The organism is Tenacibaculum sp. AWR4_210 (genome assembly GCF_056160945.1).
Genome location: NZ_JBSWYF010000003.1, coordinates 117,083 through 142,346, shown reverse-complemented (window position 1 = coordinate 142,346; position 25,264 = coordinate 117,083). Strand labels below are relative to the sequence as shown.

Below are 25,264 nucleotides of genomic sequence, written 5' to 3'. Positions count from 1 at the left end.
TAAAATGAAAGATAGAAATCAACATAAAGCCGAGGAAATTAGTAGAAAAGAAGCATTGAAAAAGTTGGGGAATTACGGGAAATATACCGCTTTGACCGCCCTTGGCACTTATGTGCTTTTGAATCCTAAAAAAGCACAAGCACAAAGTCCTGAGGAACCAGGGTGGTAATTCAGTGAAAAAGAGAATTGTTATGAGTTTAACTTAATAAGGTCAGTATTTGCGCTGCTGGCCTTGTTGTTTTTTAAGTAAGGTAGCTATGCGAAATTGGAATTTATTTGGGATCGTGTTTTTTGTGAGTGTAATTGCTTTGGCACAAGTAAAAAATCAAACGGAATTAGAGCTTTTAGTAGCGAAGTACAAAACAGCGAGTTCTGATTCCTTAAGGGTAGAGGCCTTGTTAGCGCTCTGTGGATATCAAAAGCGTCGGGATTACAATAAAGTACCTTACTACTGTGATGAGATTGTTAAGCTGCTTAAAACAGCGAGCTACGACAGTCGAATACAACGAGCTAAGACCTACAATCACAGGGGAATTTACTACCGTAGGAAACTCGACTATGCAAAGGCCCTCAATAACTATTACCAAGCCGAAAAAATTTATCTCAGTATGGGCGATACATGGAGACTTGCTTCGGTATATCACAATATGGGGTATATCTACAGGCTTCAGAAAGAAGCTACTACCGCTATTCAACTTTTTAAAAAAGCTATTGCTAGTAATCGAACTCGCAAAGCATATAAGCGTTTAGGGAATAATTTCACCTTACTGTCAATGGTTTATAAAGATCTTAAGCAACGTGATGCTGCCATTTTTGCTTTGGACAGTGCCACTCATTATTTTAATCGAGTGGGCTATGAGGAAGGAAAACGGCAGGTGGAAGCTCATAGAGCAGCGCTTTTTGTGATAGAAAAGAAACTCGATACAGCTCGATTGATGTATCAACAGTATTTGAGTTATGCACAACAGATAAAAAAAAGAAGAGCTGTTATTGCCACACAAATCAGTTTAGCTAAACTATCTCTTTCAATGAAATATTTGGATGAGGCTTTGCAGTATGCCAATGAAGGTATTGAAGGAGCCATTCGCGAAGGAGAAAAAAAGCAACTTTGTCAGGGATATCTGATACGAAGTGAGATTTTTAAAGTTAATGAGCAATACGAGTTAGCTATGAGTGATTTGGCCAGGTACAATGAGGTAAGCACCGAAATTCAATTACTACAACAAACGGAAAAAATTCAAGAACTAGAAGCTTATCATGAGTATGAAAAACAACGACTACAAGACAGTCTTTTAGGTGTTTCAGAGCGAAAACAGCACGCAAGAAAAAAAGAAAATCAACAATTAAAATCGCAGGTTAGAGGCGGTTACTTATTTGTGGGGTTGCTGCTGGTGTTTATCGGTTTTAGTGTGGTGATTCATTTTCGAGCTAGGACAAAGAATCCTTGGCTAATTCGACAAAAAGAAAACAGAGAAAACAGAGAAAACGGGCTAGTCCAGGAGTTAAATACAGCTTTGAGTTCGAATGTGCCCCGTAAAGAGGTTGAGCCCAGTTTGGAAATAGCCATTGCTAAGATAAAAGCAGGGATTCATAGTCCAGAAGATATAAGCTCAGTAAAGAGCAAGCTAAAAAATGCGCAAAGTTCTTTTGTAAGAAGATTGCAAAAAAAGCATCCAAACCTTACCAAAACAGATTTGGAAGTGTGTTTGTACATACGAAATGGATTTTCGAGAAAAGAGATTGCCCTCATCAGAAAAACGAGCATAGCAGCCATAAAATCGACACGTTTTCGTCTAAAAAAGAAGCTTCAACTCAGTGCTAAAGAAGCCCTCGAAGCCTATATAGCAACGATATGAGGTATGGCGTACATGCGTAAGGGGAGTAGTTAGGTACAAGCAATGCAAAGGCTATTTTCCTTTGCAAGGATCGCAAATAACATCATCGAGTTTAAAATTCACTACCAATAAATAGGGTGCTGGTTCCTAAAAAATAACGAGTAGCGAGAATTATTTGATGATCTTAATTCAGTATTCTTACTGTCCTAAACTTAAAGGGATGATCATGTGTCTTAGCGTAAACAATAAGATAAAACCACCCTTTAAATCTGTCATTAATGTTCAATTTTAGTTTTGATAAACTTATAATTAAAGGTACTATTCTTAATTTTTAAAATATAGATTCCGTTTGTTAAGCTTCTTACATCTAGTTTGTTATTATTGATACTCGCGTCGAGCACTGTGCTACCCTTAATGTCTATTACTGAAACTTGAATTACTTTGTTTAAATTATTGAAATACAAAAAATCTGTTGTTGGGTTGGGGGTTATCTTAACGTTAGTGTCTGCAACTTCATGAACGTTTAAGGTAGATGACTTTTGTAAAGTGTATGACGCTATCCAGATATCATTTAAATAAAGGTCTAAATAAAACGTCCCGATATTAACAGCGGTAAGATTTATGTTTAACGGGAAGTTTTTTGACACCTTATTGCAAATAGTTGGATTGATATCTATGGTTAAGCGTTTTGATTCTTCAGTTACTAATCCAGCATTCTGATATATACGATACTTAATTTCCGTAGTAGCTTGAGTACTAGGTTTTTTTCCTGAAAAATTAAGATTGAAATTAGTCTTTAAGCAGCAATTGGTAACTAACTTAGAAAGCTCTGCCTCGGTATGGTTGATTTTACCGGTATATACATCGGTAATGACATCCTCATTGCTTGAAGTGTGAATGCGGTTCAAGGCAACGTATTCGTTATATGCTTCAAAAGCTTTTTTTTGCAAGTACAAAGCATCGGCTGCTGATAATGAACCACGATAGGCTAATCCGACTGGTGATTTGTCGAAAATAGTTGCATAAAACACACATGCCGCTAAATAGGTACCTGCAAAACTTTGATGGCTACCATCGCCACTGTACAAATTCACAGGATCCTTATCGTCGCGCACTTTTTTCCAGGCAACACCTACTGGTGAAATTTCAGTCTCAAAGGCATCAGCAACTTTATTGTAATTATCCGTAGTGCGTTTTTGCATTTCTTTGTAGGGATACGTAGCGTTGTTTTTTCTCCCCCAAGTCATAAATAAAATGGTTTTGTTTGTGCAAGAACCGTTGTTTATTTCTTCAATAAGCCCTTTGACACCTCTGTAAAAACCATTAAAATTATAGGCTGGTGTTAAGCTTTGGTCTTGTAAAACTATGTGGTCCCAATTGGTGTTTCGTATTTTTTGTAATGATGCGGTATTGGTGGCATGCTGATTTAGCCGGTACCCTCCGGGGGTATGACTGTCGAATTTTAGGACATCTCCATTGGATTGTGCTAATAATTTTGTCGTGTTTGGAACATTGTGTGTATAGGTATAGCTATTTCCTAAGAAAAGTACATTTTTTTGATCTTGAGCTAAGCAAAATAGGGGAATACTAAATACGAATACTACAGCCAGTAATCTTTTCATTTTTATATCTGGTTTTGTGATTGTGCTATTAGGGTATAAATATTACTTCCGGTGTATCATAACCTTTAGGGGCGTTGTTAAGGTATGTTCCCAGAAATAACGCCGTCAAATTTCCAATATTTCCGGCAATTACTACTCCTTTTTGGAAGAATTAACACTATTGATTTTTCTTTGAATAAATTATTGGTTTAGAGGTTTTTGTGAGCAATGAAAAGCTACGCTAGCTGAAAAGTAAGTAGTTGCGATGATTCGGCAGACTAGAACAAGAGTGGAAGCAAGGGGTTTTGGCCGCTATCAATGAACTACTAGAGCAACCCCTGTAGTTGGCAATCTAAGTATGGAGCTTAGTAACTGTAAAAAATCAACCCCTTTCAGGATGATAACCAACAGTTGGTTGGGGTGAAAATCTGTTAATAGAGGTATTATGTTACTTGTTTGTTAGAGTTTTTTCTAAATGCAAGCTTCCCAAAAAAACGCACTGTTTAAAAGTAGAAAAATAGTGTTTTTTTTAAACAGAACTTATGAGAAAAAGCAAATTTACCCCACAGCAAATCCTCAGTGTTTTAAAAGAATTTGATAATGGTAAAACCGTAGCAGTGATCTCTCATGACCATGGAGTTAGCTCGGCGACATTTTATAAATGGCACAATAAATATTAAGGAATTAATTCTAGTGAACTTAAACGTTTAAAAGAACTAGAGGTAGAAAGTTGTAGATTAAAACATATGTATGCTACTTTGGTATTGGATCATCAAATGGCTAAAGAAATCATAGAAAAAAGCGCTAAAGCCCTGCCATAAACGAGCCATTAGTAAAGAGCTTGTTCATTATGGTATCAGCAGGGCGCGTCATGTACTGAATATGAGTAAGAGCGTTTATTATTATAAGTCATTACCAAAAGACGATAATTAGATTGAAAATGCGTTAAAGAAAAGGTTGAGCATCATTCCGAGGAAGGATTTTGGATGATATACAATCCATTGCGTCTCGAAGGAAAACCCTGAAACCATAAACGTGTTTACCGAGTATACAAAATACTTGGACTATCGCTAAGACAAAAGACAAAGAAACGGCTACCCACAAGGGGCAAGCAGCCTTTAGAGACACCATTAGAACTCAAACATATTTGGAGTGTTGATTTTGTTACAGATGTATTAGACAATAAGAAACGTTTTCGAGCCTTTACGGTGATAGATGATTATAATCGAGAAGCATTGCATATTGAGATAGACTATTCATTGACAAGTAACCGTGTTGTTTGGGTGTTAAATCATTTAATTAAAAGGAGAAGCATTCCTGAAAAGATTAGAATGGACAATGGTCCAGAATTCATTGCTAGTTTAACCAATCAATGGAGTGAAATGCATGATATAGTCTTCCAATACATTTAACCAGGAAAATCCATGCAAAATGCTTATATCGAGAGATTTAATGGGGCGTGTCGAAGAGGCGTTTTAGATAAATATATTTTTAAAAGTATTGATCAAGTTAGAGGAATAACTCAGACTTGGATGGATGATTACAACCATTACAGACCTCATGATAGTATGAGGAATTTTCCTTCAATAAAATATGCAGAAATCAATTTTTTAGCAACTAGTTCCTAAAGAATTAAAAACAATTGTAATTTTGAAAAAATTCTACAATTAAGCAGTTCTAACTTGGGGAAGCTTACAATTAGATTATTCATTTTTATTGGTTAACTAAATCTACTTCCCAATACAATATGTGAAATTCCTATATAATATTGGGCTTGTAGCAATTTTGGTGTACTAAAGCTGTACACTTTACTTTTCTTTTAGCTATTGTTTAGTGAATGAATTTACAACTATTTTTTAAGTTTTAATTTATTAAGAAAACTTTGTCTATCAAAAATATCTCTTGTTAATTTTGCTAAAGGTCTTTTATGATGATCATTTTTTTCATAGTAATTCCCAAAGTAAAAACGATAAATTTCCCCAAAATTGCTTTTTAATTCTTGATGCCTACTAATAACATCCCCTAAATAGTATTGACTATTTTCATCAGTTTTTAAATAAATTTCACCTACAACATCTCTATGGACTTGATAAATTTCTTCAAGTTTAAATACTTTTATATTTTTATCTATTCTATCCCATTTTGGTGTTGAAGCAGAATTTCGTAATAATATTTTAAAATTAGAAGGATCACTAATGTTAGGGTTTAATTGTTCGAATTTATAATCAAATTTGGCATCTTCATCAAAACCTTCTTTATGAGGATGAATATTAGATTGTACACTGAAAGGCTTCTTGTGTTTAAATCTTGAGTTACATAGGTCACAAGATGGAATTAAATTATAGAAAGAAAGCCCTAGTAGAGGGTGTTGTCCTTTGTCATAAAAATGATCTATTGACGGTTTGGTAATATTTTTAATATATGAAGTGTATTGTCTATTACAATAGACGCAAGTATTAAGTTTTAAATTTTCAATTAAAGTGTAAGAATTATATTCTTCAAAATTATGAAAATCATCAAAATAAAATATTTTAGAAATAATTTTTTTAATATCATCATTAATATTATTAATTCCAATAATATTTAAAGCATTATACTCTTCGGTATGTAGTATATCTGGTTTACCTATAATAATTCTTTTTAAATTTTTATTATTCAATAAGTATTGAAAAAAAATAATTAAGTTATTTGAATTATTACTAATAGTGTTTTTGTAGTTTGCTGGATTAATTAATAAGTTATATTCACTATATTTTGTTATTTCTTGAGTAAGTAAAAGATTAACTAAAGATGATTTAGTTTTAGCTGCTAATTTATTCTTTTTCAAAACCTCAATATCATTATTATTAGCTCCACTTGCACTTAAACAATCCAGTAAAAAAGAAATACGATCTTTGCAATACTTTTCAACACCATTATAATGCTTTTCTAATAAATAATCTAAGTTACCTGAAATTTCAATTCTCAACATACTTAATTATTTTTATTATTTTTTTTCAGTTCGTCCAATTCTCTTTTTCGTTGTTCTAATTCTAATTCTTTTTCTGATATTAGTTTAACTCTAAAATCAACACATTTTTCTGATAATAGTTCAAATAGTTTATTTTTAATAAAAGGCTCACCTATTATTTTAATTCTTCTTTCATAATTCTCGATTTGCTCAGCAGTAAGATTAGATTTATCTGTTAATTTATTTAGTTCTAAAATCAAGGCATTAATCTTTGCTAAAGCAAATTGACCGATTAGGCCGTCATCTACAAAAAATGAATTTTGAAAAAGCTTATGTATATTGGCTCCAAATGTTTCATTATGATTTTTTAAACCATTGAATATTATTGTTTTTTCATTTTCTTTCTTCATAAAAATGGTGCAATTTGGAGGTAAATCGGAAACGATAAAAGGAGAATGAGAAGTAAGTATCAATTGAATGTTAAACCCTTTAAATTCTATTGAAATAAACTCTGATAATACTTTTAAAAATTGTAATTGCCATCGTGGATGTAAACCAATTTCTGCTTCGTCTAATAGTAAAATAATATTTTTTTTAGAAGGTAATGGATTAGGTTTTCTTTTTGACCATAATAAACGAGAGAAAATAGACATCATAGTATATTCTCCCGAACTAAAAGAACTTGGAGTCCATTTATCATGACTAAACCTTAGGTCTATGTATTTAGTAATAGCTTTTAATTCAGAATAAATATCTATAAGCTTATTAATTGCCTCCCTTTTTATTGAATTGATATTTATAAAAAAAGATATTCCATCAGGGCTAATATTCTTAAGAGTAATTAAATCAACTAAAAGTTCATATAGATCTAAAATTTTAATAAACTCATCTTCTAAACCATGAAATTGAGTCCTTTTAAGAATAGATATTAGTTCTAGAATATCAGATAATTTTAATTCTTTTTTGTCACGATCAATTTGTTCAAGTTTTTTATGTAAAATGCTAACTATCTCTGTGGTAAACTGAGTACTTAGGTTACTGTAATTATTAATGTAATTAAAAATACAAGCTTTAAATAAATTTAAAGAAAAAGCATCCTTTTTATTTTTAGTAGGATATAGCTTATCAAATAACATGTTCAAATCACTATATTGTTTTCTTTTAGCTTCTACATCTTGTAAGTTGACTTCTATTACTAAATAACTTGGGAATTCAGTTAGTATCTCTTTTCTAGAATATTTACGTATTAGTGAAACAAACCTATTTAATTCCATTTTAGAATGGGAAACCATAATTTGATCATAACTAGTTCCTCTATTTGGATCTTTTCCAGTATGTTGAGTATAATCGCTTTTTAACAAATGGAAAGTAGACAAATTTGTTTGACCAGAGAGTTCCTTTTTTGTTAAATCTCCTGCATTTGAAAGAGGGTCAAAATGGTTGGAATGAAAAATAAAATGAACTCCATGCTTTAATTCATCTATTGTTTTTACAATTTTGATACTTGGGTATGAATATCTAACATTTATCAATTCGTGATGATATAAATACAATTGTCCTTTATCTTTATAAATCATAATACATTCAGGCATCTCGTGAGAGCTAAAACCTTTTACAAAATTTCTTAATATGTATTTAATTATAGTAGTTTTCCCAGCACCATTATCTCCTATTATTCCAGTAATAGAATTGATATTCTTCTCTTTTTCAGAAAAAAAGTTTTCAATATAATATGGAGAATCTTCAATTGTTAGTATATCATCTTCATAATGAAATATAAATTCATTACTAAAACAGAAACCTGCTTCTTCTAAAGTTTGATATTTTTTTACCCAAATGTATTGAATTGTCATTTTTTTTATTTTAATGTATTTAAATGCTTAAAAATCATAATTCATCCAGTCTAACATCTTTGCCTGTAGTCTTATAGATTTATTGATAGTTAATAAATTTAACCTCGAATTAGGTGAGTTTTTAACTTTCTTTAAATGAGGAACTGTAAATATCATTACATTTTCATGTAAACTTTCATCACTGCTTTTTAGTTTTTCTAATGTATCTTCAAAGATCAAAGCTAGATTATGTTCCATTTCTTTTCTTGTTTTTGGTGGAGGCATGCCTCCTAAATTTGCATTATTCATCTTCTTCAAAATCTTTTCGGTTTGAAACCGTCATCGCCATACTTCTAGCCATTTCATTTATAGTATTCATATTTATTCTTTTATTTGGTGAATACCTTACTTTTGTGATTCCCTCCGCTATATGTATTTTTCCATCTCGGATTATTTCACCTAAAATATTTAAGTGCCTTTCAAATTCTAATCTTGAATCTCTATAATTTTTTCTACTTTCAACCATGTTCAAAATTTAGTAAGTTGATTCTGTTTTTACTCTTTATTATTAATTATGGATGTTATCTGTTTTTCTATTACTGGTGTCATAGCCATAGTTCTAGTCATTTCGTCAATAGTACTTAAATTTATTCTTTTATTTGGTGAATATCTCATTTTATGTATACCGCTATCAGATTTTAAATAATCTTCTGGAAAGAACCTTTTTTTACTCAGAATAGATTCTGTAAGCTTCCCAAAAAAAATACACTGTTTAAAAGTAGAAAAAATAGTATTATTTTTAAACAGAACTTATGAGAAAAAGCAAATTTACCCCACAGCAAATCGCCAGTATTTTAAAAGAATTTGATAATGGCAAAATCGTAGCAGAGATCTCCCGTGACCATGGAGTTAGCTCGGCGACATTTTATAAATGGCGCAATAAATACTCAGGAATGAATTCTAGTGAACTTAAACGATTAAAAGAACTAGAGGAAGAAAGTTGTAGATTAAAACAAATGTATACTACTTTGGCATTGGATCATCAAATGGCTAAAGAAATCATAGAAAAAAAGCGCTAAAGCCTTGCCATAAAACCACTGCATAAGCATAGATTAATGATAAGCAAAGATCATTCCAGCTTAAGTGTTGAAAAGCAATGTAAGCATTTAAAATTTCTCCGATCAGGAGTTTATTACAAATCAAAAATAGGAAGTGCATTGAGTCTGAAACTCATGCAGATGATTGATTCTCATTATATGAATCATTGTTTTAAAGGGACCAAAAGAATGTACACATGGCTCACTTTGGACAAAGGAAAAACAGTGAATCTCAAACGAATCGAGCGATTGTATTATAAAGTAATGAGACTAAGAGTAGTCATACCTAGGAAGCATAACTCCAGACGTAATAAAGCTCATAAAGTATATCCGTATTTACTGAAGATTTTATCTGTAGGGTTCGCTAATCAAGCATGGTAAACTTGATATCATTTACATTCCAATGAGAATGGAATTTATGTATTTGGAAGTATCTGTATAGTAAATACGTTTTAAACTGTTCTGTATCCAACACTATGGAAGCTAGCTGCTCTGCAGAAACACTCCAAGAAGCTATTGATAAATATGGAATTACTGGGATTAATAATACCAATCAAGGACGCCAATGTACTCCATAAGTGTCTCTGTTAGTGTTCTAGATAATCAGATTATTCATTTTTATTGGTTAACTAAATCTACTTCCCAATACAGAAATTACCGAAAATATGTCCGAGTATGTCTTTATCCACATCGTATTCACCGGTAATATTACCTAGGTGACGTAAACACTCGCGGATGTCGATAGCAAACAAATCAGAAGATATATCCAGTTCAATTCCATTTTTTACCGATTCAATACTTTCAAGAGCTAAGGTCAAAGCTTCAAAATGACGTGAATTGGTTACGATGGTTTCGTTGTTACTCAAGGCACCGGTATTTACCAATGAGGTCAATGCTGCTTGTAAAGCGTCAATACCAATTTTTTCCTTGGCAGAAAGCAAAATAAATTCTTCTCGATCTGTGGTAAGCGCATTGAGTACTTCTGTATGTACCCTGTCTATTTTATTGACGAGCACTAATAAGCGTTTATTCGGGAAGCGCTCTTTTACACTGCGTATTTCACTGTGGAACTCGGCAGCGTTGTTGAGGTATTTCTCAGCGTTGATTAAGAAGATAATTAGCTGGGCAGCTTCTGCTTTTTCATAGGCCTTTTGAATTCCGATATTCTCTACGACGTCTTCTGTTTCACGGATTCCGGCGGTATCGATAAAGCGAAAGGCAACACCGTCAATGATAACTTCATCTTCAATAGCGTCACGCGTTGTTCCGGCGATATCAGAAACGATCGCTTTTTCCTCGTTGAGCAAGGCATTCAGCAAGGTAGATTTACCTACGTTGGGCTCACCGATGATGGCAACAGGAATTCCATTCTTCATGGCATTACCAAAAGCAAAAGAGTCGATAAGTCGTTTTAAAACACTCGAAATAGTTGCAACGAGTTCTTTGAATTTGGTTCGATCGGCAAACTCGACATCTTCACCCGAAAAATCGAGCTCTAATTCAATCAATGCGGCGAAGTCTAAAAGCTGTCCGCGAAGTTCTTTGAGTTCATTCGTAATTCCACCACGCATTTGTTGAATGGCTACTTGATGCGAAGCTGCAGAGTTTGAGGCAATCACATCGGCAACGGCCTCTGCTTGGCTCAAGTCCATTTTACCGTTCAAAAAGGCTCGCATGGTAAACTCACCATTGTCTGCCATTCTACAGCCATTCTGTAAAAATAATTGGATAATTTCTTGTTGGATAAAACTCGATCCGTGACAAGAAATCTCCACCACATTTTCTCCTGTATACGAATGTGGATTTTTAAAGATAGATACCAAAACCTGATCCAATACTTTGGTGCCCTGTACTATATGTCCTAAATGTAACGTGTGCGTTTTTTGTGTCAGTAAATCTTTCCCTTTTTTTACAGGAGCAAAAAATTGGTTCACTGTACGTATAGCAGCTGCTCCTGATAATCGGATTACAGCAATGGCTCCAACGCCTGCCGGAGTGGCTAAGGCTATTATGGTGTCGTTTTGTATCATGCTGCAAATATACGTAGTAATCCCGATTTTGAATTTGCAAAGTGTAACATTTTCGCAACTCCTGCGTCTATATAGTATAACCAATTCATCAAAAACATATGAAAAGAAATAGTCAATTAGTTACTTTAACCCATTTAAGCCAATTATTGGATCTTGTAACGGGGGTAGGTGGTTTTATCGTTCCTCTGATAATTTGGGCGGTAAAGAAAGACGAAATAGAAGATTTGGATGAGCACGGTAGAGCAATAATTAACTTCAGAATTTCGATGTTTATTTACACCTTAATTTGTATCCCGCTCATCTTATTGTTTGGACTTGGCTTGTTAGGGATTTTTGCCGTTATGGCAATCACCTACATCTACGCGGTAGTAAATGCCATCAAAGCAAATAAAAATGAAAAACCATCATATCCGTTAAGCATGACATTTGTTTAGGAGTATTACATATAATTATTTGAATAAAAAAAGCGCTCTAGGGCGCTTTTTTTGTGTTTGATTTAAAGTTTTACGAAGATATGTGTGTAATACCAACGACCGTTTTTGTCTTTTTTAGCCGTTATCATAGAATGACTGTAATTACCTTCGATATTTTTTCGATGTCCCGAACTTCCTAGCCAACCATTGACAACGCCTTGGGCTGTTGAATAGCCCTGAGCAACGTTTTCAGCAATGCTCTTGATTTTTGCATTTTTTACCAAATAGGCTTTTCGCTGATCAAAGAGGTCATGCGATATTTTTCCGGCACCGATCATATAATCGGTATGGGCATCGGTTTGCGATTTAATTGCTTCTAATTCTTGTAATGCAGCAAGGCCTTTGCCCTTGCGATGCTCGTTGATGAGCTTGATAATTTCAGTTTCGTAAGCGCTGTGCGCTGATGATCCTTGACTGGTGTCGTCATCAGAGCAGGCAGTACAAAAACTGAGTACTAATGTAATAAGGAGAATTAAAGGGGAATTTTTCATATGTAAAAGTATTTAAATTGCTTGTTTTATAAAATCTTCATACTCGTAAAAAAAGAGTTCGAACTGCGTCATGGTCTCCACGTAAAACTCATAGCATTCACGCCAAGTATTCTTATTGTGAATACTAAATTTATTGGGGTAAGGTACGTAAATACGATGGATGATTTTTCGGTTGTCCAATTCAAAATTATCGTCAAAAATGACTTCTGGTAAATATTCAGATTCCAATATCTTCTTTAATGAAATCATTTGGTCGTACAACAGCTCATTGGCAATGGTTTCTGGGTGTTCTAAATCTAAACAAACAGAGGCTCTTTTACGATCCGCTTGAAATTTGAACGCAAAACCTTTGATTTTTGTGTGATACAACAACCACTTACGCGGAAACGACTTACCAAAACTGGTCCAGAATTCCTTGCGCAGTCGTGCAGATTCTTCTTTACTAAACATAAAAATTATTTGAGTATTGCGTATTTTTTATCCGTGAACTTTGGCGGTAGTTCCTCTGTCGCGCATCATCGCAGCTTCAAAAGCCAACAAATCACTCCATTTTTGATCAACGATTTCACGATCCATGTATTTACGGGCATAGCCTAAAAACAAAGTATAGTGGTTCGCTTCTGAAATCATCAAATCGTAATAAAATTTTGATAGCTGTTCATCGTTCATATTGTCGGCAAAGACCTTAAAACGTTCACAACTTCTCGCTTCGATTAAGGCAGCTACCAAGAGTCGGTGAACCAAAGCCTCTGTGCGGTCGCCAGTGTGAGGGAAAAACTTTTGTAACTTTAAAGCGTAGTCATTTTTGGTTGCTTTTCCTAAAACCATATCGCGCTCCACCATAATGTTGTGAACCATTCTAAAGTGCTCCATTTCCTCAATGGCAATATCACTCATGTCTTTTACCAATTCAGTTTCTTCTGAATAGTTAATGATAATCGATACGGCATTTGATGCTGCTTTTTGTTCAGCAAAAGCATGATCAGTAAGCAATTGTTGCAATCCATTTTTGGCTACAGCTACCCAAGAAGTCTCTGTTTCAAATTTTAATCCAAGCATAATTCTATTTTAGGCTGTAAAAGTAAAAAATATAAGTCTTTTTTAATACAATCCAGTCCGAAAATGGCTAACTTTGGTGTTCTTCAATCACTTTAAGAAAAAGAATAACGCAAAAATGAAAAAAATCTATCAAATTGCCCTGCTTTTCATTGCAGTAGTGGCATTGCACAGTTGTAAAAAATCAGCTGATGAAACTAAGGATCTCAACAAGTTTGGTGAGTACATCAGTGCGCTACCAGAAAAATTGCTGTCCTCAACCGATAACATTTCCTTTATTTTGGCAAAAAAGCCAGATGTAGCGAGTATTGCTCCTGAGGCGATGACCATAAAACCGAAGGTAAAGGGAAATTTGTTGTACGATGATAGTAACAGAACGCTGAGTTTTGTTCCCACTGAAAAATTACAGAATGGAAAAGAATATACGGTAAAACTCATTTTGAATAAACTCTATGCGGAGGTTCCTTCGAATGCGGAGGAGTTACGCTTAAAGTTGAAAATCAAAGAACTTCGATTTACCGTAACTACCCAGTCGTTAAAGGTGTACTCTAAAGATTGGTATTATATCGAGGGGGTGTTGATCGGAAGTGATGTTATGGAGACGGCTAAATTACAGGAAGTGTTAAAGGCAAATTATTTGTCAAAAGAGCATCCAGTAAACTTTGAAAAAACCGATGCGTACGCAGACAAGGTATATTTTAAAATTGATAGCTTGAAACGAGGAGAAGATGATAGCTACGTAAAATTGAAATGGGATGGTAAAGCTTTGGGTTCTAATTCTGGAGGGAACAAAGAAGTGGTAATTACTGGAAAAAACAATTTTAAAATACTACAAACTGAAGTTATTGGTGGTGATAAACAACAGATAGAAATTAGTTTTTCTGACCCCATTCAAAAATCACAAAACATCAAAGGGCTTATTCAGTTTACAGAAACGGCAAAGAATGCCTATACCTATAAGGTGAAGGAGAACATTATTACGGTATACCCGAAACGTTCATTTAACCGCTCTGCAACTTTAAAAATATTTAAGGGAATTAAAAATACGAGTGGCTATACACTTCGAGAGGATTATGAACAACACCTCTATTTTGAAGAGCTAAAACCAACTGTTTCCTTTATTAACAGCGGGAGTATTTTACCTGATTCGGATAATTTAAAAATCAATTTTAAAGCGGCGAGTTTGAAGGCCGTTGACGTTACTGTTTATAAGATTTACGAAGATAATATACTTCAGTTTTTACAACAGAATGAGCTGAGTAATCAAGGGAATATCCGCTATGTAGGTCGTCCTGAAGTAAAGTACACGATGAACCTTGAAGATCAAGGAGTAGAAATTTCTAAAGAAAATGCCTTTTCTGTTGACTTAGCAGAACTGATTGACGTAGAAAGTGGAGCTATGTATCGCGTAGAGCTTTCTTTTGAGCAAGCCTACGCAAAGTACGGTTGTGAGGAGAACGAAGAAACGACCATTATTTATGGAGAGAAAGAGGTGGATACGCGAGCGTACAACAGTACCCGATATTATGGAAAATCGTATAGCGATTACCGTTGGAGAGATAGAGAAAACCCGTGTACTCCCTCGTATTATTACGATAAGGAAGTAAGAAAAAATATTTTGGCATCTAACTTGGGAGTTATAGTGAAGCGAGGAACAAATGATAAGACCTTGATTGCTGTGACCGATTTATTAGAGGCGAGCCCAGTGCAAGGGGCAGAAGTTTCCTTGTACAATTTACAACAACAGCCTATAGAAACCGGAATTTCTAACAAAGACGGGGTGGTGAGCTTTGACAAATTGGAAGGAAGTTTTTTTGCTGTAGCTAAAAAAGGAGAAAGTACATCATACGTAAAACTAACCGATGGAAACACCTTGTCATTGAGTAAGTTTGATGTGGCAGGTGTGAAATCGCAAAAAGGATTGAAAGGGTTTGTTTACGGAGAACGCGGAGTTTGGAGACCAGGAGATACGATGTATTTAACCTTTGTGCTCAATGATGAAGCGAACCCATTACCAAACAATCACCCGATAAGTTTTGAACTTGAAAATCCTCAAGGTAAAATTGTAGATCGCACGGTACAGTATACCAATGATACTGACGTGTATGTGTACAAGGCAACTACAGCATCAGAAGCGTTAACAGGAAATTGGAGATTGCACGTAGCTGTAGGAGGCGCTAAATTTAGTAAAACGGTTAAGGTAGAAACCATAAAACCCAATCGTTTAAAAATAAAAATGGCGCTGCCCGGTAACTTGATAAAAGCAAATCAACGCGTGGAAGGAACTGCGGAAGTTAAGTGGTTACACGGGGCGATTGCGAGAAACATGAAAATGGATATTACTGGGAAATTCAGACCGGCAAAAACGAGTTTTAAAGGCTTGGGTGCTTACCAGTTTGACGATGTAACTAGGAGTTTCGGAACTGAAGAGTTTTCAGTTTTTAAAGGTAGTTTAAACAATGAAGGGAAAGCAAAATTCAGTTTAAAACCTCGTGTTGCCTCAAAGGCTCCCGGGATGCTTAAGGCCATCTTTATTACCAAAGTATACGAAAATGGAGGTGATTTTAGTACGGACGTGTATACTAAAAACGTTTCGCCTTATACTTCGTATGTAGGATTGCAATCTGCAGAAGAAAAAGAGAGTAAGAATTATCTGTTTACAGATAAGGAGTACCGTTTTAACGTAGCTACGGTAAATGAAAATGGAAAAGCGACCGCCTCAAATTTAGAGGTAAAGGTTTACAAGCTTTCGTGGAGATGGTGGTGGAATCAATCAAATACAGGTTTGTCGAGTTATGATGGAAGTAGCTATCAGTCTGCTTATAAAACATTGCCAACAACTACGAATGGTACTGGAAAAGGAAGCTTTGTTTTAAAAATTCGAGAAAATGACTGGGGGCGTTACCTCATTAAAGTACGCGATAAAAAGAGTGGTCATATAACGTCAAAGGTAGTTTATTTTGATTGGCCTTGGTACAGCGGAAAGCAAAAGGGAGCAAAAGATAAGTCAAATGCAACCATGTTGGTTTTTACTGCGGATAAAGATGCTTATAAGGTAGGTGAAGAAGCCACGGTTAAGTTTCCATCAACAGAGGGAGGAAGAGCCTTTGTAACGATTGAAAATGGAGAGGAAGTTCTCGATCATTTTTGGGTAAATACAACTGCTAAACAGACCAGTTTCACCTTCCCAGTATTGGCGAGTTATACACCAAATGTATACGTGAATATATCGCTCTTGCAAAAACACAGCAAGACAGTAAATGATTTGCCGATACGCATGTACGGAATTATTCCTTTGAAGATTACTGACCCTGAAACTGAGTTGAGTCCAGTAATTGAAATGGCTGATGAATTCCGCCCTGAAGAAACGACTACGATTAGTGTTAGCGAAGCAGCAGGGAAACCGATGACCTATACCTTGGCTGTAGTCGACGAAGGTTTGCTTGATTTAACGAGATTTAGAACTCCAAATCCTTGGTACAGTTTTTATGCACGTCAATCGTTGGGTGTAAGAACTTGGGATTTGTTTGATGATGTTATTGGAGCCTACGGTGGGCGAGCACATCAAATTTTAAGTATTGGGGGTGATGAAGCCGAAGCAGGAAGTAAAAATAAGAAGGCCAATCGATTTAAGCCTATGGTTAAATTTATAGGTCCGTTTACTTTGGAAAAAGGAAAAACAAAAACGCATAAGATTTCGATTCCTAAATACTTAGGTTCGGTAAGAGCCATGGTAGTTGCGAGCGATGCAAAAAACGAAGCCTACGGAAGTGCCGAGAAAACAGCATTTGTACGCAAACCGTTAATGGTATTGGCATCCTTACCAAGGAAAATTACACCTGCAGAAACAGTGAGTTTACCCGTGACAGTGTTTGCGATGAAGCCTTCTGTAAAAAATGTGAAGGTACGCGTGCTGCCTGATGATGCCTATACCGTTATTGGAGCAGATGAACAACGTCTGAATTTCGCACAACCGGATGAAAAAATGGCCTATTTTACGTTGAAAATAGACGATTTTAAAGGAGTTGGAAAAGTGACGGTTGAAGCGCGATCGGGCAGCGAAAAAGCGAGCTTCGAAGTTGAAATTGACGTGTTAAATCCAAATCCAGTTACGAGTAAAGTTGAAGCCTTGGTGTTGAAGGGTAAAGAAAAAACTAGTTTGAGTTTTGAAACCTTTGGAACGGCAGGTACCAATGTAGCTACGGTTGAGTTGTCGAGTATTCCGGCAATAAATTTCGGAAGCCGTATGGAATACTTAATCCAGTATCCTCATGGCTGCGTAGAACAAACGACCTCTAGTGCGTTTCCACAACTATTTTTAAAAGATATTTTTGATCTTTCAGAGGAAAAATTGGAAACTATCGATCAGAATATAAAAGCAACCATCAATCGCCTGTCGAACTTCCAATTGGCAAGTGGAGGGCTTTCGTATTGGCAAGGCGGTTCATACGCAAATCAATGGGGAACCTCATATGCCGGTCATTTTATGCTTGAAGCTGCAAAAAAAGGCTACGTGCTCCCGATAGGTTTTAAAGGAAAGTGGATTTCGTATCAAAAGCAGCAAGCCAGAAATTGGCGCTTTAATTCCGATAATGGCGATGATATGAATCAAGCCTATCGTTTGTATACCTTATGTGTGGCTAACAGTCCCGATCTCGCTTCTATGAATCGACTCAGAGAAACGAACGGGATTTCTAATCAAGCCAAAATGCGTTTGGCAGCGGCCTATGCCTTAATTGGTAAAAAGGCAATTGCGAGAACCGTAATGGGCACTCTCGGAGCAGTAGCCTACAAGCGTACGAGGTATTACAATTACGGTTCGGAAGACAGAAGTAAAGCAATGGCTTTAGAAACCTATTCATTGATGAATGATGAAGCTAAGAGTATTGCACTCGCTAAAGAGTTAGCAACAGCCCTGTCAAGCGAGCAATGGATGAGTACACAAACAACTGCTTATTGTTTGCTGGCAATGAGTCAGTACGCACTTAAAAACAAAGGAGCTAAAGGTATTGATGTAAAGTACAGTTTAGGATCAGTTTCTGAGGATGTAAGTACTTCTAAATCTTTTTATGCACAAGACGTTACGAAATTGAGTAAGAAAAACGTAGTGACCTTGAAAAATAATTCAGAAGGAACTGTTTATGTTCGCCTAATCAACAAAGGGATTTTACCAGTAGGAAAAGAAATTGCGGTGCAGCGAAACATTGATGTTCAGGTTAACTATAAGTCGAAATCGGGAGCAACACTGAATCCACAAGAGTTGACTCAAGGAACGAACTTCGTGGCAGTAGTTACTATCAGAAACAGTGCAAATAGGACTTTAAATGACGTTGCACTCACTCAGTACATTCCTTCTGGATGGGAAATTATTAATACCCGATATACAGATTATGGGGGGGATGCAGGAAATGCTGCTGCGGATTACACCGACATCAGAGATGCGAGTATTAGTCAGTACTTCAATTTAAAAGCCTACGAGACAAAAACGTTTACGGTGCTGCTCAATGCGTCTTATTTAGGTGAGTTTTATTTACCGGGAGCGCAGGCAGAGGCCATGTACGATAATAATTATTTCGCTAGAACTCAAGGTCAGTGGGTCAAAGTGATAAAGTAAATACAGTATATAAAGTAAAAAAAGAGGTGCGGAAGTCACCTCTTTTTTTTGTCTGATCTTTAGGGGGCTATAGGTGAGAAGGTGTATATTTGGGTAACTAACCCAAACGAAATACTATGAAGTTTTTAAACTATCTTATTTTAGTCCTATTAGCGTGGATGGCGGTCAGCTGTCAAGGCGCGAAAAAAACCAAAACATCTGAAGTTCTTCCTTCGGAAAAACAAGTTGCTAAAGACAGTATAGCCTTTAGTTTTGTGTTTCTTGGTTGTAACAGAGTTGACAGAAAACAAGTAGGCGACAGTACAGCAACCAATGCGTCCACCGCAAACTTGTCGGCAATGAAGCGCATTTGGACAGAGATTGCAGCGCTAGAACGCAAACCAGATTTGTTCTTCTTTCTAGGAGATATGGTTTTGGCAGAATCGACCACTGAAAATTTAGAGCAGCAGTTAACTGCTTGGAATGCCTTGTACAACGATACGAGTTTTAGTCCCATATCAAAAGCAGGGATTGAAATGGTCGCCGTTCCTGGAAATCACGAAATGTTGTATTGGCATGATTATAACGTACCCAATCACGATGAATGGCCTTTAAAAGGAGCTACAGAAATTTGGATGAAGCACATGGCAAAATATATGCCTACGGACAGAGAGGTAGTGACAGGAAATGATAGTATTAACAATCAGATGACCTTTGCATTTACAAGAAAAAATATAGGGTTTGTGTTGATGAATACAGATACTTATAATGCACCTACCAAAGAAAATCCCTATGGTCTGGAAGGCCAAATACCGACACAATGGATTGTTGACAAGGTAAAAGCTTACCGTGAAAATCCAGCCATCGAGCACGTTTTTGTGTTGGGGCATAAGCCTTATTATGTGAGTGGTCAACCACAAACTGGACATGCAGGAATTCCGGAAGGACCTGTATTGTGGCCGGCCCTGCGTAACAACCGTGTTATAGCCATGCTTTCGGCACATTTACACGATTACCAGCGCATGCAACCAGAGGGGGAAGGTACCTACCAGGTGATCGCTGGAAATAGTGGTAGTCCGGGAGAGGCTACGTTTTTCGGCTATTCGAAAATTGATCTTATGACAGACGGGCGTGTGGTATTGACCTCCATGGGCTACGATAAAGGAAATCCCTACTATAAAGCCGTTCCCAACAATCCCAGCACGGTACGTGATCACACTACATTGACTTGGCAAAAAAACGCAAACCCCTATACAAAATAGCCGACGATTTACGTCGTGTTTTAACCATCAATCAGGTGACAGATTGGTGGTTTTTTTTTGCTATTTGGCGTATATTTGAGGAAAATTAGCTAAGAAATTAAAACGTTTATGAATAGAAGAGATTTTTTTATCACTACTTGGAAAAACATCGGTATTCCCATTGTTTTCGTTTGTTTTTTGTCGGGAATATTACAATTAGTATACGCTGGAGCTTCTGGTGCCTATTGGATATTGGCACTTTTAGCTATCGTGGTTGGATATATACTTATACGAAAGTACGCTCCGAAGCATTTGGGGGTATTACGAAATATAGGTGGCTATCTTATTTTAGGAGCTACGATGGTCTTTTTGGGGGTGAATATTTATTACATCGTTACGGGAGAGCTCGATTATACCATTGAAAGTACTGCGGTAGTGCTACGAGATATTACACTGTTTGTATTTTTGGTAGTGGCGATGAGTACGGTACAAAAAATGCGCAGGGAAAAACTGGGATTTCCCTGGATTCTTGCTCGTTTTAAGAAGTATCTATGGCGAATACTACTGCTAGTACTCCTACTAGGATGGTACGCAAATTGTATTCCTGATACCTTGTTTGTTGCTCCTAATGCCACAGTGGTAAAAGCTCGTAACAATGAACTGATGGGAGCGGTAATTGCGAAAGATGGACAGTGGCGATTTCCGGAGTTAGATTCGGTGCCTAATAAGTTTAAAGCCTGTATTCTACAGTTTGAAGACGCTTATTTTTACAAGCATATGGGGTTTAACCCGGTATCTATTGTTAGGGCCTTTCAACAAAATCGCAAAGCGAATAGAATTGTTAGAGGAGGGAGTACCTTAACCCAGCAAGTGGTGAGGTTAGCACGTAAAAACAAAAAGCGTTCTTATCTAGAAAAGTGTATTGAGCTCATTTGGGCAACACGTGTAGAACTCGGCTATAGCAAGGAAGAAATTCTCAAATTATACGCCTCACACGCTCCCTTCGGAGGCAATGTAGTGGGATTAGAAATGGCTGCTTGGAGGTATTACGGATTAGCTCCACATCAGTTGTCGTGGGCAGAAAGTGCTACTTTAGCGGTATTGCCCAATGCTCCTTCACTGATTTATCCTGGAAAAAATCAAAGCCGTTTAAAGGCAAAAAGAAATGCTCTTTTAGATAAATTATTGGCAAAAAAGATTATCGATAGTATTACTTGTGAACTTGCCAAGGAAGAGGAGTTACCTCAAAAGCCATATCCACTGCCGAGTTACGCTACCCACGTGGTTCAGCGATTGGCAACTAAGCATCCTGGTCAGCAATTGCAAACATCATTGGATGCTGTTTTGCAACGAAAAGTACAAGAGCAGGTTCGTTTGCACTATCGTCAAATGAAACAGAACGAAGTGCACAATGCAGCTGTATTAGTACTGCGTGTAAAAGACAGAAAAGTATTGAGCTATGTAGGGAATTCTCCAACGACAAAAATACACCACAAAGATGTTGATAATATCATCGCTAGGAGAAGTACTGGAAGTACACTAAAACCGATACTATACGGACACATGCTCCATGCCGGAGAGTTACTGCCAACACAATTGTTAGCAGACATACCCGTTGAAATTGCTGGGTATTCTCCAAAGAACTTCAGTCTAAAATTCGATGGAGCTGTACCAGCGAATGAAGCCCTTACGCGATCGCTAAACATACCTGCGGTTCGTATGTTACAACGCTATGGCTTGGAAAAATTTCGAGATGAACTCAAAAGCTATCGCTTACAACACCTGGATAAGTCGGCCGAGTATTACGGACTTTCCTTGATTCTCGGTGGGGCGGAAGCGAGTTTGTGGGATTTGTGTAAAACCTATGCAGGATATTCAGGCATGGTCTCGCATTTTGAAGCTCTGGATCACCAGTATTACTCAAATGAGTTTGCAGAGCCTGTTTTGCTGGAGAAGGAGCAGGTACATTTTGGGAATACACAAACAGCACCACAGCACATTGGTGCAGGTGCGGCCTTTTTAACGCTTGAAACACTGACAGAGGTGAACAGGCCTACGAGCAGTCAGGCTTGGAAGTATTACGATTCAGCGCAAAAAATTGCCTGGAAAACGGGAACGAGTTTCGGAAATAAAGATGCTTGGGCTATCGGAGTAACCAAAGACTACGTAGTAGGAGTTTGGATTGGAAATTCGGATGGAGAAGGACGCCCTGATTTAACAGGGGTAAGCAGTGCAGGGCCTTTGTTGTTTAATGTGTTTGAGCTATTGCCCAAAAGTGATTGGTTTCTTGAACCTCATGAAGATCTGGTAGCTATAGAGTTATGTGAGCGCAGCGGGTATTTGGCCTTACCCTTGTGTCCAAAAGTTGAGAAACTGGTACCGCAAAAAGGAGAAATGGGAGCTCCCTGTCCGTATCACAAAGAGATCACTGTGGATATGGAGGAGAAATTCCGTGTAAATGCATCCTGTGAAAGTGTCGATAAGCGCAAGCAGGCCTTGTGGTTTGTATTGCCACCAATCATGGAGCATTATTACAAGCAAAAGGATATTTTTTATCGTGCTTTACCTCCAATGAGAAGTGATTGTGTAAAGGGGCAAGAGAAAATGATGGATTTTGTTTTCCCGGCAAAGAAATGGACGAAATTGAGTTTGACGAAAGGTATTGAGGGGAAAGTGAATGGAATTGTCCTGAAACTTACCCACAGAAACCCAAATACCAAAGTGCACTGGTATTTGGATGATAGGTATTTGGGGTCTACTACGGATGTCCATGAATTTTTGGTAAAGCCCGCCTTAGGCATACATACACTAACCACTGTTGATGAACAAGGTAATAAAGAAATAAAATTTATTGAACTGTACTAACAGCGGTGCTTTGTAAGCAGTGTTTTAATCGAATTCCAAAATCTGCTAAGCCTTTAATTTCTCGAACACCTGCCAAGCGTTCTTTCCCGATAATGAGCAAGCCTTTTTCACTACCTTCAATATGGTAGTAATTGTTACTTTCAAAGAATAAGATAAGCTCGTCCGTAAAAAATGCTTTGATGGCATTTTCGTCTTTACCCGAAAGATAAAAACGTTTGCTAAAGTCAGGATGGGCAGTGATTTCGATATCATTAAACCCTGCAAAGTGATAAATGTATTCGAAAATTCCTTCTCTGTCTAATGTAAACTCTGGAATATTATCCAAACTAATGTATAACATCGTAGCTTTGACAATTTGTTGAGCAAAGAGTTCTCCTTCTGAAAATTGTACGTCAAAAAGGGTGCATTTGTCGTTTGATAATATATTGGAAACCTGATTTATTTGACGTGTTTTGAAATAACCAAATGACGGTATTTCTGTGACCTCTTGTGGGTGCGTTTTGTAAGTCCAACCCAATTCCTCACTGATGGTGTGCAATGATTTTTGACGTTTGGTAAGGGCACTTGATTTTTTGGTCGTAACCTCGTTGTCAAGTGAGTTTTTTCGGAGTGCAAACGGATGTGAGCTTCCTGTTTTATAGCCGTCGAGTCCGATTACCTCGAAGTGTCCACCTTTTCTTTTAAAAGTCTCCGCGTAATTATTCATATTTTCCATTACCGAATGATCGACGAAGTCGCAAAGTGAAAAGTCGACAATAGCTTCTTTGGATTCAGGAATTTGATTCAGTTTTGATTTGAGCTTAGTATAATTTAAGAAACTCGAAAAGTTTTTTACAGATACGTAGTATTTACCATCTTCAGTAAACATCAAAACATTGGGTTTTAAAACATTTCTTAAGAATAAACTCAGATTTTTGTTGATAATGATATGAATGAGAAATGTCGAAAAAATCCCAACGAGAATTCCTGTAATCAAATTGGTTGTAATGGTCGTGATTAAGGTTATTAAAAAGATTACCAATTGCTCTTTTCCGATATTGAATACTTTTTTTAGATTACTTGGAGCAGCTAATTTATAGCCTGTATAAACGAGAATTGCCGCTAGGGCAGGCAATGGTATTTTGCGTAATTCAGAAGCGAACAAAAGAATAAAGAGCACTAGAAAGGTAGCGTGGAAAAAGTTAGCAGACCTGTTGCTTCCTTTGTTGTTAACATTTACAGAACTCCTGGCAATTACAGTAACGACATTTAAACCTCCTAAAAGGCCACTGACAACTGTTGCGAAGCCGAGTGCCCTAATATCTTTGTTTACGTTAGAACGTCGCTTGAGAGGGTCGAGTTTGTCCACTGCTTTGATACTTAGTAAACTTTCAATACTCGCTATTAAGGTAATGGCCACAACGGCATTGATAAACTCAAATTCATGCCATTTGTCAAAATTTGGAAAGGCAAAGCTCGAAAAGACATTATCGGGAAGCTTTATCAGTATATCCGAATGAATCGGGTAGGGGCTTGATGCTAGGTATTCGTAATAGTAATACATGCCTACACTCAATACTACAATCCACATAGGAGCAGGAATCAATTGGAAATATTTATTTCGAATTTTACTGTAAAATACCATGATGAGTAAGCTGACAACTCCGACCATTCCGGCATAGAAAAAACTCGTATCATTGGTTTGGAAAAAGTTAACAATCGTTTCCGGTACCCTTACAAGTAATTGCACAATACTCCCTTTTTCGTTTAAATTCCCGAACATTACGTGAATTTGTTTAGCAAAGATTCCAATACCAATGGCGGCGAGCATTCCCTGAATGGCTGATGACGGGAAAAAGTCTCCCAGAGAGCCCAAGCGGAGAAAACCTAAGATAATCATGATGATTCCGGAGATGACTATAGCAGCCAGCGTATAGAGGTACCCGGTGTACATATCACCGGCTCCTAGCACTGTGATGGCGGAGAGTACCACTACGACCAATCCATTACCTGGTCCGGTAATGGTGACGTTGGATCCGCCTAAAATTGCAGCGAGTGTTCCTCCTACTATCGCGGCAATAACACCTGACATAGGTGGAGCTCCAGAGGCAATAGCTAATCCGAAACCTAAGGGAAGTGCAATTAATGAAACTACAAATCCAGCGAATATATTTTGTGGCAAAGCAGCCATAAACGCCTTTGCGTTTTGTGTGTTTTTCAT

16 protein-coding genes and 2 pseudogenes are annotated in these 25,264 nt (G+C 36.7%); 8 read left to right on the top strand and 10 right to left on the bottom strand.

Going from position 1 to position 25,264, the window contains the following annotated elements:
• Positions 1–4: 4 nt before the first annotated feature.
• Together ACXAG7_RS06590 and ACXAG7_RS06585 are read left to right on the top strand one after the other, a co-directional pair.
• Positions 5–169 (top strand): hypothetical protein, encoded by a 165-nt coding sequence (locus tag ACXAG7_RS06590; protein WP_408043397.1) that lies wholly within the window; start codon positions 5–7, stop codon positions 167–169.
• 88 nt (positions 170–257) lie between these two features.
• Positions 258–1,856 carry a tetratricopeptide repeat protein gene (locus ACXAG7_RS06585; protein ID WP_476666375.1) on the top strand — a complete coding sequence of 533 codons (1,599 nt, stop codon included), beginning with the start codon at positions 258–260 and terminating at the stop codon, positions 1,854–1,856.
• Between the two features lie 254 nt (positions 1,857–2,110).
• On the opposite strand, the gene ACXAG7_RS06580 is transcribed toward ACXAG7_RS06585, so the two are convergent.
• Entirely contained in the window at positions 2,111–3,457 is a 1,347-nt protein-coding gene (locus tag ACXAG7_RS06580) for a T9SS type A sorting domain-containing protein (RefSeq protein WP_476666374.1), read from the bottom strand.
• Positions 3,458–3,978: 521 nt separating this feature from the next.
• On the opposite strand from ACXAG7_RS06580, the pseudogene ACXAG7_RS06575 reads away from it, so the two are divergent.
• Positions 3,979–5,064: pseudogene (locus ACXAG7_RS06575) on the top strand (IS3 family transposase).
• Positions 5,065–5,285: 221 nt separating this feature from the next.
• Here the strand turns inward: ACXAG7_RS06575 and ACXAG7_RS06570 are convergent.
• The 4 genes from ACXAG7_RS06570 to ACXAG7_RS06555 are packed head-to-tail and all read right to left on the bottom strand — an operon-like array spanning position 5,286 to position 8,744.
• On the bottom strand, positions 5,286–6,407 hold the full coding sequence (locus tag ACXAG7_RS06570) for a hypothetical protein (RefSeq protein WP_476666373.1): 1,122 nt from the start codon (positions 6,405–6,407) through the stop codon (positions 5,286–5,288).
• A 2-nt stretch (positions 6,408–6,409) separates the two neighbouring features.
• Complete coding sequence (locus tag ACXAG7_RS06565; protein WP_476666372.1) at positions 6,410–8,239, bottom strand: AAA family ATPase; 1,830 nt, start codon at positions 8,237–8,239, stop codon at positions 6,410–6,412.
• A 27-nt stretch (positions 8,240–8,266) separates the two neighbouring features.
• Positions 8,267–8,536, bottom strand: coding sequence for a hypothetical protein (locus tag ACXAG7_RS06560; protein WP_476666371.1), 270 nt, complete (start codon positions 8,534–8,536; stop codon positions 8,267–8,269).
• The gene (locus ACXAG7_RS06555; protein WP_476666370.1) at positions 8,520–8,744 is read right to left on the bottom strand and encodes a hypothetical protein; all 225 of its coding nucleotides are present in this window, start codon (positions 8,742–8,744) and stop codon (positions 8,520–8,522) included. The genes ACXAG7_RS06560 and ACXAG7_RS06555 overlap by 17 nt, the downstream gene beginning before the upstream one ends.
• Positions 8,745–9,030: 286 nt before the next feature.
• Between ACXAG7_RS06555 and ACXAG7_RS06550 the strand changes: the two are divergent.
• Positions 9,031–9,291, top strand: a pseudogene (locus tag ACXAG7_RS06550) (transposase); the annotation flags it as partial.
• A 659-nt stretch (positions 9,292–9,950) separates the two neighbouring features.
• On the opposite strand, the gene mnmE reads toward ACXAG7_RS06550, so the two are convergent.
• On the bottom strand, positions 9,951–11,345 hold the full coding sequence (gene mnmE / locus ACXAG7_RS06545; RefSeq protein ID WP_408043412.1) for a tRNA uridine-5-carboxymethylaminomethyl(34) synthesis GTPase MnmE: 1,395 nt from the start codon (positions 11,343–11,345) through the stop codon (positions 9,951–9,953).
• 98 nt (positions 11,346–11,443) lie between these two features.
• Here mnmE and ACXAG7_RS06540 point away from each other — a divergent pair, with 98 nt between their 5' ends.
• Positions 11,444–11,779: a DUF4870 domain-containing protein gene (locus tag ACXAG7_RS06540; RefSeq protein ID WP_408043413.1), complete on the top strand. Its 336-nt coding sequence runs from the start codon at positions 11,444–11,446 to the stop codon at positions 11,777–11,779.
• A 62-nt stretch (positions 11,780–11,841) separates the two neighbouring features.
• Here the strand turns inward: ACXAG7_RS06540 and ACXAG7_RS06535 are convergent, their stop codons facing one another.
• Genes ACXAG7_RS06535 through ACXAG7_RS06525 form a run of 3 tightly spaced genes read right to left on the bottom strand, consistent with a single transcriptional unit; the run spans position 11,842 to position 13,368 of the window.
• Complete coding sequence (locus ACXAG7_RS06535) at positions 11,842–12,309, bottom strand: CAP domain-containing protein (RefSeq protein WP_408043414.1); 468 nt, start codon at positions 12,307–12,309, stop codon at positions 11,842–11,844.
• Positions 12,310–12,321: 12 nt separating this feature from the next.
• A complete protein-coding gene (locus ACXAG7_RS06530) occupies positions 12,322–12,759 on the bottom strand; it encodes a DUF4268 domain-containing protein (RefSeq protein ID WP_408043415.1) in 438 nt (145 codons plus the stop codon).
• A gap of 27 nt (positions 12,760–12,786) precedes the next feature.
• The gene (locus ACXAG7_RS06525) at positions 12,787–13,368 is read right to left on the bottom strand and encodes a MiaE family protein (RefSeq protein ID WP_408043416.1); all 582 of its coding nucleotides are present in this window, start codon (positions 13,366–13,368) and stop codon (positions 12,787–12,789) included.
• Between the two features lie 115 nt (positions 13,369–13,483).
• Between ACXAG7_RS06525 and ACXAG7_RS06520 the strand changes: the two genes are divergently transcribed.
• The 3 genes from ACXAG7_RS06520 to pbpC all read left to right on the top strand — a co-directional run bounded on the left by ACXAG7_RS06520 (position 13,484) and on the right by pbpC (position 23,064).
• Positions 13,484–18,979 (top strand): alpha-2-macroglobulin family protein, encoded by a 5,496-nt coding sequence (locus tag ACXAG7_RS06520; protein WP_476666369.1) that lies wholly within the window; start codon positions 13,484–13,486, stop codon positions 18,977–18,979.
• Between the two features lie 116 nt (positions 18,980–19,095).
• Positions 19,096–20,220, top strand: coding sequence for a metallophosphoesterase family protein (locus ACXAG7_RS06515; RefSeq protein ID WP_476666368.1), 1,125 nt, complete (start codon positions 19,096–19,098; stop codon positions 20,218–20,220).
• A 108-nt stretch (positions 20,221–20,328) separates the two neighbouring features.
• The gene (gene pbpC, locus ACXAG7_RS06510; protein ID WP_476666367.1) at positions 20,329–23,064 is read left to right on the top strand and encodes a penicillin-binding protein 1C; all 2,736 of its coding nucleotides are present in this window, start codon (positions 20,329–20,331) and stop codon (positions 23,062–23,064) included.
• On the opposite strand, the gene ACXAG7_RS06505 is transcribed toward pbpC, so the two are convergent.
• Positions 23,048–25,264 (bottom strand): SulP family inorganic anion transporter, encoded by a 2,217-nt coding sequence (locus ACXAG7_RS06505; protein WP_476666366.1) that lies wholly within the window; start codon positions 25,262–25,264, stop codon positions 23,048–23,050. The genes pbpC and ACXAG7_RS06505 overlap by 17 nt on opposite strands.